10 protein-coding genes are annotated in these 12,909 nt (G+C 68.2%); 9 read left to right on the forward strand and 1 reads right to left on the reverse strand.

What is annotated here, in order from left to right; genetic code table 11:
• Positions 1-453 precede the first annotated feature (453 nt).
• From SACMADRAFT_RS03845 to purH, 7 genes are all read left to right on the forward strand, one after another.
• Positions 454-2,262, forward strand: coding sequence for a hypothetical protein (locus tag SACMADRAFT_RS03845; RefSeq protein ID WP_050998059.1), 1,809 nt, complete (start codon positions 454-456; stop codon positions 2,260-2,262).
• Between the two features lie 436 nt (positions 2,263-2,698).
• Positions 2,699-3,868, forward strand: coding sequence for an ADP-forming succinate--CoA ligase subunit beta (sucC, locus tag SACMADRAFT_RS03850; RefSeq protein ID WP_009152469.1), 1,170 nt, complete (start codon positions 2,699-2,701; stop codon positions 3,866-3,868).
• An 8-nt stretch (positions 3,869-3,876) separates the two neighbouring features.
• Entirely contained in the window at positions 3,877-4,764 is an 888-nt protein-coding gene (gene sucD / locus SACMADRAFT_RS03855; protein ID WP_009152470.1) for a succinate--CoA ligase subunit alpha, read from the forward strand.
• Between the two features lie 339 nt (positions 4,765-5,103).
• Positions 5,104-5,742 (forward strand): DUF5336 domain-containing protein, encoded by a 639-nt coding sequence (locus SACMADRAFT_RS03860; protein ID WP_332307191.1) that lies wholly within the window; start codon positions 5,104-5,106, stop codon positions 5,740-5,742.
• Positions 5,743-5,854: 112 nt separating this feature from the next.
• On the forward strand, positions 5,855-7,357 hold the full coding sequence (locus tag SACMADRAFT_RS03865) for a cell division protein PerM (RefSeq protein WP_198285926.1): 1,503 nt from the start codon (positions 5,855-5,857) through the stop codon (positions 7,355-7,357).
• A 108-nt stretch (positions 7,358-7,465) separates the two neighbouring features.
• Positions 7,466-8,083 carry a phosphoribosylglycinamide formyltransferase gene (gene purN / locus SACMADRAFT_RS03870; RefSeq protein ID WP_040926073.1) on the forward strand — a complete coding sequence of 206 codons (618 nt, stop codon included), beginning with the start codon at positions 7,466-7,468 and terminating at the stop codon, positions 8,081-8,083.
• Positions 8,047-9,648 (forward strand): bifunctional phosphoribosylaminoimidazolecarboxamide formyltransferase/IMP cyclohydrolase, encoded by a 1,602-nt coding sequence (purH, locus tag SACMADRAFT_RS03875; RefSeq protein ID WP_050998060.1) that lies wholly within the window; start codon positions 8,047-8,049, stop codon positions 9,646-9,648. Before purN ends, purH begins: the two co-directional genes overlap by 37 nt.
• Positions 9,649-9,682: 34 nt before the next feature.
• On the opposite strand, the gene SACMADRAFT_RS03880 is transcribed toward purH, so the two are convergent.
• On the reverse strand, positions 9,683-10,687 hold the full coding sequence (locus tag SACMADRAFT_RS03880) for a helix-turn-helix transcriptional regulator (RefSeq protein ID WP_050998316.1): 1,005 nt from the start codon (positions 10,685-10,687) through the stop codon (positions 9,683-9,685).
• A gap of 62 nt (positions 10,688-10,749) precedes the next feature.
• Between SACMADRAFT_RS03880 and SACMADRAFT_RS03885 the strand changes: the two genes are divergently transcribed.
• Both SACMADRAFT_RS03885 and SACMADRAFT_RS03890 read left to right on the forward strand, forming a co-directional pair.
• Positions 10,750-11,871, forward strand: coding sequence for an epoxide hydrolase family protein (locus SACMADRAFT_RS03885; protein ID WP_009152476.1), 1,122 nt, complete (start codon positions 10,750-10,752; stop codon positions 11,869-11,871).
• A 268-nt stretch (positions 11,872-12,139) separates the two neighbouring features.
• Positions 12,140-12,904: a hypothetical protein gene (locus tag SACMADRAFT_RS03890; RefSeq protein WP_009152477.1), complete on the forward strand. Its 765-nt coding sequence runs from the start codon at positions 12,140-12,142 to the stop codon at positions 12,902-12,904.
• Positions 12,905-12,909 lie beyond the last annotated feature (5 nt).

The raw sequence follows: 12,909 nt of genomic DNA on the forward strand, positions 1-12,909 counted from the left end.
CGTAATGGGGACTGCGGGACAGTAACGAAATGGCGGCGCCCCTAGCAAGATCCGCATCCGGTTTACGCCGACCGAGGGAGGCCTTTGGGACGGACTAGAGGCGAATGACTCAAGGTAGAAGCGACACGGAGAGTTTGATGTGACTTGCGTTACATCTGCGCAACCGGGCGTTTGAAGCGCGTTGGTCGCTTCCGGCTGCAGCGTTGCCTCGCCAACCTCTCGCCAACTCCCCACTGACCGGGGTCGGGCAGTCAGGCCAGTGTGGTGCCCTCCGAACGAGCGGCCGTGACGTGCTCGGCGTTGCGGCGCGCGCGAGGCCCGCCGTTGCTAGCGTCGGAACGGTCAGTGCCCGCGAGTTGTGACCGACGGCGAGGGCTCTCTCTGATTTGGGTAGGGCGCCGGAAGTGGAGGTGTGTGATCGGGTCGAGTGCCGGCGATGCGGTCGTCTCACGCGTGAAGCCGTCGTCAGCGGCGCAGGAACGTTCCGCTGACTCGGCCACCTTGTTGTCCGCGTTGGTCGTAGCGGGACTGGCGGCCTCACTCCTGGCCGCGGGGGCGGCAGTTCCCGTCGTTGCCGGAGCGGAGCCCGCGTTCGCCAGCGCGCCACTTCTGGATGTGCTGGCCTTCCTTCCGGTTGCTGTGGCGATAGCCCTGGTGCTGAGCTCCAGGCGCGCGGCTGCCGCGGGCGTGCTCGTCGGCGCGGCCGCGCTGGCTCCCGGCAGACTGGTGCTCGACCTGCAGTTCGTGGCTGATCCGTCGATGGCTTCCCGGCCGGAGCTGTACATGCCGGGCGATCTGGTCACGCGTGCGCCGGCAGCGGGGCTGTGGTTACTGCTCGCCGGGCATCTCGCGGCAGCTGTAGCTGGCCTGTTGGCGCTGCGCGCCGTCGGCGGGAAACCGACGCTCGCCGTCGGCACGCCGGCATCCTCGGAACCGAGTGCGGACTCGGATGAGGAGGGAGTGCAGCGTTGGCGGCAGCGTTGGCTGCTGGTCGTGGTCGTCACCGCGGTGGTAGCCGCGTGTGGGCTGTTGATGGCACCGTTCGGCTCCGAAGACGTCTACCTGCTCGGGCGCAACGCTTTCGAGGGCCCTGCCGCGGCAATGGCCGGGCACCTGCTGTTGGCGTGCGCCTTGCCCGTCGGTGCCGCGTTCCTGATCACCTCCTCGGCGACGGCGGACTTCGCCAGGGGAGGACTCGCGGGCCTTGCCGTGGGCGTTACGGCACTGGCGGCGCCTCATGTGGTGAGCGGAGCGAGCCTGGAAGCGGTGGACCTCAGCTCCGGTCCCGTCGTCGCGCTCGCTGGCGCGGCCGGCCTACTCGCCGTGGCGGCCACCCGTCCCCGCGGTCGCGCTGAGGCCGCTGCGTTGACCGACCACGACCAGCCAGGCCACGCGCCGCAGGCCTCGGTACCGGGCCAGCTCCGGCTGCAACTGGTCACCGGCATCCTCGCGACACTCACCGCCGTCGTCGCCGTCATCGGGTCGTTCACGGCCCAGATCTCGACGGGCAGCTCGGTCGAGGCACCGGAAAGTCCTGCGCGCTGGTTGTTGCTGGCCTCCGGGCTGCTGGTGGGCGTGCTCGGTGTGACGATGTTCGTGCCCGCCGTCGCGGCGGCCGTGCGCCCCGTGCTGTCGGTGGCCTGGGTAGGCGTGCTCGTCGCGGGTACTGCCGTGCTCGACACAGCCATCACCGCGACCGGTGTTCCTGGCACGATGTCCGCCGGGCCGGGAGTGCTGTGGACGTGGCTCGCGATGTTCGCCGCCGTGGTCACCGCATGCTGTAGTGCCGTCACCGGAATCGTCGAGCGCGAGAACGCGGAGGCGACCATGGTCGGGGGCGCGATCACCCGGGCGGGTCTGAACATGCTGACACCGCTCGCGGCGGCCGCCATCCTCGCCGTCGCGGCGTTCGGGATGCCCGTCGTCGTGGCGCCCGATTATGTCGAGCCCGGCCTGTGGTCGGACTTCGGCACGCCGTCCTGGGGCCTGCTCGCCGGCGCGATCACCGTTCTCGCCGTGCTGGCGCTCGCAACGATCAGCAGGTCGGCGCGCGCGGCGGGGCTACTGGTAGGGGTGGCCGCGGTGCTCGGTTTGCGGGCCGCCGCGCTGCCCCTGGGAGAGGGCCATATAGCGGGCGCGGGGGCAGGGCCGGGGCTGTGGTTGGCCCTGGCGGGGGCCACTGCTGCGATGATCGCCGCCGGGATCGCGGTTGCCGACGCACGTAGCGCGCGCGGGCGCGCGGACGTTGAAGGTCAGCGGTGACCCCGATCTTGCTGGCCGAGTTGTGCCAACCGCACGAAGTCGCGAGCCAGGCCGCGCGCCATGCGTGACTCGGGTGGGGAGGTCGTCTACGCAGGCGTGCTGGGCACTCTGGAGCAGGTGCTGGCGGTCGTCGAATCAGGAAGACCCCCGAAGCACTGGTTCTGGCTGCCGGCTCGGCGCCGGGGGAGCGGCTCTTCGAAGCTGTTGTCACGGCTCTGCCGGAACTGCCTTTCTCGAGGATTGGAGTCGATGCAGACATCGCCCAGTGGTTCGAGCGTGGCGCGATCTGTGCCACAGGGTCCTGCTCGTGGCACTGGCGGTGACGGAGTTCACCGAATAGGGCCGCCTGTGCGTCCGGCGGGATCGCTAGGGTCGTCTGCGTCCGGCAGCAGGGTTATGCGTGAACCGCACATGTGTGTCGTCAGGAGCTGAAGTCGTGGATTTGTATGAGTATCAGGCGAGGGATCTTTTTGCTGCGCATGGTGTTCCGGTGTTGGCGGGGGCTGTGGTGGATGTGGCGGAGGATGCGTTTGGGGTTGCTGAGGGGTTGGGTGGTCGTGTCGTGGTGAAGGCTCAGGTGAAGACGGGGGGTCGGGGTAAGGCTGGTGGGGTGCGGTTGGCTGGGGGTCCGGGTGAGGCGGTGGAGGTTGCTCGGGCGATTTTGGGGTTGGAGATCAGGGGGCATGTGACGCGTCGGGTGTTGGTGGCTGAGGCGTCGGAGATTGCGGAGGAGTATTACTTTTCGTTTTTGGTGGATCGGGCGAATCGGACGTTTTTGGCGATGGCGTCGGCTGAGGGTGGGGTGGAGATCGAGCAGTTGGCGGTGGAGCGTCCGGAGGCGTTGGTGCGGGTGGCGGTGGATCCGTTGGTGGGGGTGGATCTGGGTACGGCGCGGGAGATCGTGGCCGAGGCCGGGTTCCCGGAGGCGGTGCGTGAGCGGGCGGCCGAGGTGGTGGTGGCGTTGTGGGAGACGTTCGTGGCCGAGGACGCCATGCTGGTGGAGGTCAACCCGCTGGTGCGGGACCCGCACGATGGGATCGTCGCGTTGGACGGGAAGGTGACGTTGGACGATAACGCCGCGTTCCGCCACCCCGGGCATGCCGAGTTGGTCGATGCCGAGGCCGAGGATCCGTTGGAGGCCAAGGCCAAGGCCAAGGACTTGAACTATGTCAAGCTGGACGGGCAGGTCGGCATCATCGGTAACGGGGCGGGGTTGGTGATGTCCACGCTGGATGTGGTGGCCTACGCCGGGCAGCGCCACGGTGGGGTGGCGCCGGCGAACTTCCTCGACATCGGGGGTGGCGCCTCGGCGGAGGTGATGGCGGCCGGGTTGGACGTCATCCTGGGCGACCCGGATGTGAACAGTGTGTTCGTCAACGTGTTCGGCGGGATCACCGCGTGTGATGCGGTGGCCACCGGGATCGTGGAGGCGCTGGGCATGCTCGGGGCGGAGGCGTCCAAGCCGCTGGTGGTGCGGTTGGACGGCAACAACGTCGAGCAGGGGCGCCGCATCCTGGAGCAGGCGGCGCACCCGTTGGTGACGCTGGTGGACACGATGGATGCCGCGGCCGACAAGGCCGCGGAGCTGGCCGCGGCAGGGGCGTGAGGGTAGCGATGTCGATTTTCCTGAACACCGATTCCAAGATCATCGTGCAGGGTTTGACCGGGGCCGAGGGCACCAAGCACGCCACGAAGATGCTGGCGGCGGGGTCGGCCATCGTGGGCGGGGTCAACGCCCGCAAGGCCGGGCAGCAGGTCCGCATCGGCGGCACCGAGTTGACCGTGTACGGCACCGTGGCGCAGGCGATGGCCGAGACCGGGGCGAACGTGTCGGTGGTGTTCGTGCCGCCCCGTTTCGCCAAGGACGCCGTGCTGGAGGCCATCGACGCCGGGATCGGCCTGGTCGTGGTCATCACCGAGGGCATCCCCGTGCACGACACCGCCGTGATGTGGGCCCACGCCTGCGCCACCGGCAACAAAACCCGCATCATCGGACCCAACTGCCCCGGCATCATCTCCCCCGGACAGTCCAACGCCGGCATCATCCCCGCCGACATCACCGGGCCCGGCCGTATCGGACTGGTGTCCAAATCCGGCACCCTCACCTACCAGATGATGTACGAACTACGCGACATCGGGTTCTCCACCTGCATCGGCATCGGCGGCGACCCCATCATCGGCACCACCCACATCGACGCCCTCCAAGCCTTCCAGGACGACCCCGACACCGACCTCATCGTCATGATCGGCGAAATCGGCGGCGACGCCGAAGAACGCGCAGCCGACTACATCCGCAACCACATCACCAAACCCGTCATCGGCTACGTCGCAGGCTTCACCGCCCCCGAAGGCAAAACCATGGGCCACGCAGGCGCCATCATCTCCGGCTCCACAGGCACCGCCCACGCCAAACAACAAGCCCTCGAAACCGCAGGAGTCAAAGTCGGCAAAACACCCACCGAAACCGCCGAACACGCACGGGAGCTCTACAAGGCGCTCTGAACACGGCGGCGCATACCAACCGGACACGAGGGCCGGGCACCACGACGGTGCCCGGCCCCGTCGCTGTTGGCGAAACCACTGTAGAAAGGGATGGGGTGAAACCGTCCGCGTGGCAGTCACGTCTAAGGCCCGGCGGCGCCTGGGCGGACGATGCGTTACCTTTCCGTTGCCACAGCCGTCTGAGCAGGGCTGACCGCGCGTTTTCAGTTTGGACACGACAGGAGAACACTGATGAGCTTCCCGAGCGGCGCGCCGGGTGGATTCCCGGGTCAGGGTCCGCATCAGCCGCAACAGCCCCACCCTGGGCCCGCACCCTCGGGCGCCGGTCCCAAGATCGCATTGCCTCAGCTGCTTTTCCTGGTGACCGCCGGCCTCGGTGCGCTGAACTTGTTCCTGGGATTCGCCAGTATCGGCACCGGAGCGAGCTTCTACGAGAGCGCGTGGGCGTGGGTGCCCGCACTGTTACTGATCTCTGGTGCTACGGCGGCGTTCAACCTGTTGCCGGGCGGGGACAAGCCCGGTGCCTGGCCCGCCGCATTCGCTGCCGGCGCGATGCTGCCGTTCCTGTTCGGTGTGTTCCAGTCCGAGGGCAGCTTGGCGGCGGGCGGTGTGCTCGTGCTGATCTTCGGGATCCTGCAACTGCTCGCGGCTGTCGCCGCCTACCTGTTCGAGGCCGGCGTACTGAAGCCGCCGTCACCGCCGCAGGCCGCGGGCCCGTACGGCCACGGTCCCTATGCGCAGCAGCCCGGTGGGTTCGGCCAGCAGCAGTTCGGCCAGCAGCCCCCACCCGACAGCGGCGGGATGGCCCAGCCGACCAAGTTCGCCCAGCCGGTGCAACCAGGCCAGCCGGGGCAGCAGCCGACACAGCAGCCGACGCAGTACGCGCCGCAGCACGGTCAGTTCTTCCAGCCGTCTGCTGAGTCCGGTCAGCAGGGCGGCCCCGGCACGCCGCCCGGTGGGAACCAGACCGGTAGCTGACAACGCCCACGGCCGCGCGGTTGACCCGAGTGGGGGGTAATGGTCTGCCCGCGCGGCCGTACGGCGGCGCGCCTTGACCGGGCGCCGCGGGCCGGATGCGATGGTGCGCCTCATGGGGCAGCCCACTACCCGGCCTACCTCCGTCAACCTCGACGAGGTGCTTTCGCGCCGCCTTCGGGCGAGGGCCTTGCTCACGGCCGCACTCGGCCCCGTGCTCGGCGGCTACCTCGCGGTCCTGCTGCTGCTCGTGCTGATTGTCGCGGGTGCGGAAGGCTCCCGGTTCTCCCTGAGCGGGGTGCTCGCGGCCTCCGGGCCGGCCTGGCTGGCCGCCTACCAGGTGCCGTTACAGATCGGCGGTCAGCCGCTCGGCATCCTTCCGCTCGGGCCGACCGTCGTGATCGGGGCGCTCGTGGCGCGCAGTGCCCGAATCGCGGGCAGGCGGATCGAGGTGACGAGCCCCTCCCGCGCGACCATGATCGTCGGTGTCATGGCAGGCGCGCACCTGCTGGCGTCGGCCCCGGTCGCGCTGCTCGCGACCGGTACGGGCGGTCTCGCGGTGCAGCCAGTCGCGGCCGTTGTCATGCCCGCCCTGATCGCGGCGTCCTGCGCGGCCGTCGGATTGTCGCGCCGCTGCGGGATCGCGGCGGCGTTGCGTACCTACCTTGACCCGACCGCGCTGCGTGGGCTGCGAGCGGGGCTACTCGGCCTCACCGCGTTGCTCACCGCCGGCGCGCTTGCGTTCACACTGGCGACGGTGCTGTCGGCGTCCACGGCGAGCAGGTTGTTCGCGGTGAACGCGCCGAACGTCGGTAGCGCAGTGGGCGTCCTGCTGCTGTGCCTGGGTTACCTTCCCAACGCTGTGGTGATGGCCGCTGGTTTCACCGCCGGTCCCGGGTTCTCGATCGGGGCCATGTCGGTGAGCCCGTTCACTTTCAGCGGCGGCATGGTGCCTGCGATACCGCTGCTGGCGGGCATGCCGCAGCGGCAGGCTGTGTGGTGGCCGGCGTTGCTGCTGTTGCCTGCCCTTGCGGGTGTGCTCGTGGGCTGGTCGCTGCGGCACGCCGATGCCAGTCCGGTGGCGAGGTTGCGGATGGTGGTGGTGGCGGGCGCCTTCACCGCGCTCGGGTCGGTCGTGTTGGGGGCTCTGGCGGGTGGTCGACTGGCGCAGGGATCGTTCGACCCGGTCGCGTTACCGCTTGGATTGCTCTCGATCGCCGCCTTCGGTTGGATCGCGGTGCCCGCGGGCCTGCTGGCATGGTTCGGCGGGCCGCGTGCTCGCCGCCGTACCACCGTGGCGGCGCGCGATCTCGCCGAGCAGCCGCAGCCGTCGGAGGACGCCGACGATGAAGAGCGGCAGGTCGAGGTGGAGGACCAGGCGGAAGCGAAGGCAGAGCAAGACGGCGAAGACGAGCAATACGAAGGCGCAACCGGGCACGAGCACGAGAACGAGCACGTGAACGAGCAAGTGAACGAGGACGCGGTCGGAGACGAGGACAAGGAAGACGGAGACGAAGACGAGGACAAGGACGAGCCGAGTGACGGCGATGTCGCAGGGGAGGGCGCGGGATCGAACGAGGATCGCGCTGCCGACGACGGTGACGCCAAGCGGGCGTGACACCACTCATCAAGATCAAATCGCTGGCGTTTAGGCTGGTGTCACGAGGTCACGCGACGTGTGCCGCTTGCGCACTGCCCCGGCAAGGAGACCGTTCTGCCCAGCAGGTTGGAGCTACCCGCCCCGGCGAGGCTGGTGGTGCTCGCGTCGGGTTCCGGCACGTTGCTACAGGCTGTTGTCGACGCGGCAGCCGAGCCGTCGTTTCCCGCCCGAGTCGTCGCGGTGGGTACGGATCGGCAGGGCATCGAGGCGCTGGCCCGAGCGGAACGTGCTCAGCTGCCGCACTTCACGGTGCGCACGAGCGACCACCCCGACCGCGTGGCCTGGGACAAGGCTCTGACCGAGGCCGTCGCCGCCTACAATCCTGACCTGGTCGTGTCGGCTGGGTTTCTGAAGATACTGGGGCCGCTGTTTCTCGCCCGGTTCCCGAGCCGGGTGATCAACACGCATCCCGCGCTGCTACCAGCGTTCCCCGGTATGCACGCTGTCGGTGACGCGCTCGAACTGGGAGTGAAGGTCACCGGCTGCACCGTCCACTTCGTCGACGCGGGTGTGGACACGGGGCCGATCATCGCGCAGGAGGCGGTCGCCGTGGAGCCCGACGACGACGAAGCGAGCTTGCACGAGCGGATCAAAGTTGTGGAGCGCAGGCTGCTCGTGGACGTGATCGCGAAGCTCGGCCGTGTCGGATGCACGGTCGACGGACGGAAGGTGAGGTTGTCGTGAGCGAGCAGTCCTCTGGCGTGGGGCAGCGGCCGGTGCGGCGGGCGTTGATCGGTGTCTCGGACAAGTCGGGCCTGCTCGAACTGGCGACGGGCCTGCACGCAGCGGGTGTGGAGATCGTTTCGACCGGAGGCACCGCAACCGTCATCGCTGATGCGGGCGTGCCGGTGACAAAGGTCGAGGAACTCACGGGCTTTCCCGAGTCCTTCGACGGCCGAGTCAAAACGCTGCATCCGCGAGTGCACGCTGGTCTGCTGGCCGACACCACCAGGCCCGACCATGTCGAGCAGTTGCGCACCCTTGACATCGCGCCGTTCGACCTGCTCGTGGTGAACCTGTACCCGTTCGCCAGGACGGTCGCTTCGGGGGCGAGCCCCGCCGAGTGCGTGGAGAACATCGACATCGGTGGTCCGGCCATGGTGCGTGCGGCCGCCAAGAACCACAGTTGCGTGGCCGTTGTGGTAGATCCCGCGCGTTACGACTGGGTGCTGGAGCGGGTTCGAACCGGTGGCTTTACCGAGCCCGATCGTAGGCGCCTCGCGGCTGAGGCCTACGCCCATACCGCAGCCTACGACACGGCGGTCGCGTCCTGGTTCGCGCAGAGCTACGCCCCAGCGGACGACAGCGGGTTTCCTGACTTCCTGGGTGGCACCTGGCAGCGCGGTGAAGTGCTGCGTTACGGCGAGAACCCGCACCAACGAGGCGCTGTCTACCGGACCGAGGAAGGCGGCTTGGCCCACGCCGAGCAGCTGCACGGCAAAGCGATGTCCTACAACAACTACGTCGATACCGACGCGGCCAGGCGAGCGGCGTACGACTTCACCGAACCTGCCGTGGCCATCATCAAGCATGCCAACCCGTGCGGTATCGCGGTCGGCGTGGATGTCGCGGAGGCGCATCGCAAGGCGCATGCCTGCGACCCGGTGTCCGCCTACGGCGGGGTGATCGCGACGAACCGGCCGGTGAGCCTCGAGGCTGCCGAACAGATCGCTGACGTGTTCACCGAGGTGGTGCTGGCGCCGGAGTTCGACCCCGACGCACTCGAGGTACTGACGCGCAAGAAGAACGTGCGGCTGCTGCGCCTCGGCGAGCAGGATGGAAGCTCGCTGGAGTTGCGCCCCATCTCCGGTGGCATGCTGGTGCAGACGGTGGACAAGGTCGACGCGCCCGGCGACGATCCCGCTACCTGGACGCTGGCCTCCGGAGAGGCAGCCGATGAGGACACCCTCGCTGACCTGGTGTTCGCCTGGCGGGCGATCCGCGCGGTGAAGTCCAACGCGATCCTGCTGGCGAATGCTGGTGCCACCGTCGGTGTCGGGATGGGGCAGGTCAACAGGGTCGATTCCGCCCGGCTCGCCGTCCAGCGCGCGGGTGATCGTGCGAAGGGGTCGGTGGCGGCCTCCGATGCCTTCTTCCCGTTCCCCGACGGTCTCCAGGTGCTGTTGGACGCGGGTGTGCGTGCCGTGGTGCAACCGGGTGGGTCGGTTCGCGATGCCGAGGTGATCGCGGCTGCCGAGGCGGTCGGCGCGACCCTGTACCTGACGGGCACCCGCCACTTCGCCCACTGACCCCGCACGACGTTCAGCGGGCAAACCGCTGTACTTAGCGTGTGCAAGTACCGCGTTCTGCCCGCTGAACGTTGTTGTGGTCGGGTGTGGCCCTTGCGTAGCGTCCGGCCAGTTCTCGCAGGTGGTCGACCAGTTCCGGTGGCTCGGTGACCTCGAAGTCGGTGTCGAGCAGTCCGAGATGGACGCCCAACGTCGAGATCGAGTCGGCTCCGGTGTCGAGCACGCAGGTCCGCTCGTCCACCGCCTCGACCACGCCCACGGCAGGTGAGATGCGTTCGGCGATCACTTCGGCAGGTGCGTGCACCAGCACTCGTGCCCGGTAGCGCCAGGCGGCGGCCGAAACGCCTCTGGAGACGAAGGCAGCGGCGTCGCCATCGGGGAGTTCGCGTGGGGCGAACTTCGGGCCGGTGGGGATACGCGGTCGGATTCGGTCGGCCCGGAAGGTTCGCCAGTCCGCCCTTTCCACGTCCCAGGCGAGCAGGTACCAGCGGTGACCCCAGTTGACCAGGCGGTGCGGCTCCACCGTCCGCACCGATGTCCGGCCGCCGTGGTTGTCGTAGTCGAACCGGAGACGTTCCTGGTCACGGGCGGCCGTCACAAGCGCGGTCAACACGCTGGGGTCGACGGTCGGCCTTGCACCGTCCCTCGGTACCGGCACCGTGTAGGTCTGTAGCGCGTTGAGCCGATGCCGCAGCCGCGACGGCAGTACCCGTTCGAGCTTGGCGAGTGCGCGCAGTGACGATTCCTCGATGCCGCCGATGGTGCCGACCGAGGCGGTACGTAGGCCGACGGCCACTGCCAGTGCCTCCTCGTCGTCGAGGAGCAGCGGTGGCAGCGTCGCGCCGGCCTCGAGCCGGTATCCACCCGTGGCACCCCGGCTTCCGTGGACGGGGTAGCCGAGCGTACGCAGCCGTTCGATGTCGTTTCGCACCGTGCGTGTCGATACCGACAGCCGGTCGGCGAGTTCGGAGCCGCGCCATTCGCGCGGTGTCTGTAGTAGTGACAGCAACCGGAGAAGTCGTGCCGAGGTTTCCAACATGTTTTCGATTGTGCCGCGCATTAGGAAGGAAGCTTGCCTATTGGCCTCATAGTGTCGTCGGTATGACAAACAGCAGCGAGATTCGTCCCTTCCGCATCGACGTTCCGCAGGCCGAACTCGACGACCTGGCCGATCGGATTCGCCGCACCCGCTTCCCCGACGAGTTGCCAGGTGTGGGTTCCGACTACGGCGTGACCAAGGACTACGTGCGCAGGCTCGCCGAGCGATGGGTCGACGGCTACGACTGGCGGGCCTTCGAGCGAAGAGTCAACGCGTACCCGCAGTTCACCACGGAGATCGACGGGCAGAACGTCCACTTCCTGCACCTGCGTTCACCCGAGCCCGACGCCTTGCCGCTGATCCTCACCCATGGCTGGCCAGGAAGCTTCGTGGAGTTTCTCGATGTGCTCGCTCCGCTGACGGACCCGCGCGCCCACGGCGGGGACCCGGCGAGCGCCTTCCACGTCGTGGTTCCGTCCATACCTGGTTTCACCTTCTCCGGGCCCACCGCCCAGACCGGCTGGAACATCCGGCGGGTGGCCGCCGCCTGGGCGGAGCTGATGAGCAGGCTCGGCTACGAACGCTACGGGGCCGTGGGTAACGACGGCGGCTCGATGATTTCGCCCGAGGTCGGCAGGATCGATCCCGAGCACGTCGTCGGTGTGCACGTGACGCAGATCTTCTCCTTCCCCACGGGCGACCCGGCGGAGTTGGCGGATCTGACGGAGCAGGAAGCGGCGGCGATGGCTCATCTGCAGTGGTTCTGGGAGAAGATGGGTGCCTTCAACACACTTCAGGCACAGCAGCCGCAAACGCTTGCGTTCGCATTGCAGGACTCCCCGGTCGGTCAGCTCGCCTGGAACGGGCAACTGTTCGGCGATGCGGTGGACGACGACTTCGTGCTGGACAACGTCAGCCTGTACTGGCTGACAGGTACGGCGGCGTCGGCCGCGAGGTTCTACTACGAGAACGAACGCGTGGAACGGGCAGACGAGCCCACGACCGTACCGATCGGTCTGGCGATGGCTCCCAACGACTTCCAGACGATCCGCCGATTCGCGGAGCGGGACCACGCCAACCTTGTGCACTGGACCGAGTTGGAACGCGGTGGTCACTACACCGCGCACCAGGCGCCCGAGGTGTACGTGGAGGACCTGCGGACCTTCTTCGGCAAGCTGCGCTGATCACGGCGGTTGCTCCCCCGCGGTTTCGGGCTCACCTGCTTCCCCTGCAGGTGAGCCCGAGCCGCGGGCGTCGGTTTGCCGGGTGCTTCGAACAGCGCACGGCCGACACCGCCGACACCCTGGCGGGTTCTTGACACGGGCACGGCCCCGGTGTTCACTGGGTACATCGAACAGGTGTTCGAGTTCGCCGTCTTCCCCGCGGTGTCTTCGGCAGCGTTTGCGCTCTTGGCGTGAGCGTACTCCGGTTGTCTGTGAGGGGAGGTAGTTGATGTCAGGGCCGGGTCTCGCAGAGGTCTCCTCCGCGGCAGTGGGTGAGTCGACGACCGAACCGCGAACGGAGTCGCGGAACACTGTGGCGCGATTGGCCGCACTACCCGGTGTGAGCACTGCGAGCGTGGTGGCGAGTGCCGCCGATGGCGCGCAAGTCACCGGACAGGTGCTGCCGGTGCTACCCGCTCTCGCGGACTTGTTGCCTCGCCGCGGGTTGCGTCGAGGCAGCACGGTCGCGGTGCGGGGGTCCATTTCTTTGCTGCTGGCCTTACTGGCCGAGGCCACGACGAACGGTCATTGGGCAGCGGTGGTAGGTCTTCCTCGACTCGGGCTGGTTGCAGCGAGCGAGCTCGGTGTCGAGGTGAGCAGACTAGCGCTGGTGCCGAGGCCGGGTGCGGACTTCGCGCCCGTGATTGCCGCGTTGCTCGATGGACTTGATCTGGTCGCGACCGCCTCTCCGGAACAGGCCAGGGACGCCAGAAGACTTTCCGCTCGTGCCAGACATCGGGGCGCGGTGTTGCTTTCCTTCGGGCCCTGGCCCGGTGCCGAGGTGGAGTTGCGGTGCCTGCCCTCACGGTGGACCGGACTCGACCGCGGCAATGGCTTCCTGCGAGAGCGTGAAGTGCTGGTGGATGTGGTCGGCAGGGGAGCCGTTGCCCGGCCCTCCCGGGCAGCCTTGCTGCTACCTGGGGCAGGAGGTGTGGTGCGTCGGGTAGACCGCACGGAAGGGGTTGCGCCTGCCGGGGTGGTGAAGGCCGGATGAACACA

The organism is Saccharomonospora marina XMU15 (assembly GCF_000244955.1).
Lineage (GTDB): Bacteria > Actinomycetota > Actinomycetes > Mycobacteriales > Pseudonocardiaceae > Saccharomonospora_A > Saccharomonospora_A marina.

Bases quoted from the DNA above. Each gene is read 5' to 3' on its own strand.
- purH (WP_050998060.1), top strand. From the start codon at position 8,047: ATGCACGGTCGACGGACGGAAGGTGAGGTTGTCGTGAGCGAGCAGTCC.
- sucD (WP_009152470.1), top strand. From the start codon at position 3,877: ATGTCGATTTTCCTGAACACCGATTCCAAGATCATCGTGCAGGGTTTG.
- SACMADRAFT_RS03885 (WP_009152476.1), top strand. From the start codon at position 10,750: ATGACAAACAGCAGCGAGATTCGTCCCTTCCGCATCGACGTTCCGCAG.
- SACMADRAFT_RS03865 (WP_198285926.1), top strand. From the start codon at position 5,855: ATGGGGCAGCCCACTACCCGGCCTACCTCCGTCAACCTCGACGAGGTG.
- SACMADRAFT_RS03890 (WP_009152477.1), top strand. From the start codon at position 12,140: ATGTCAGGGCCGGGTCTCGCAGAGGTCTCCTCCGCGGCAGTGGGTGAG.
- SACMADRAFT_RS03880 (WP_050998316.1), bottom strand. From the start codon at position 10,687: ATGTTGGAAACCTCGGCACGACTTCTCCGGTTGCTGTCACTACTACAG.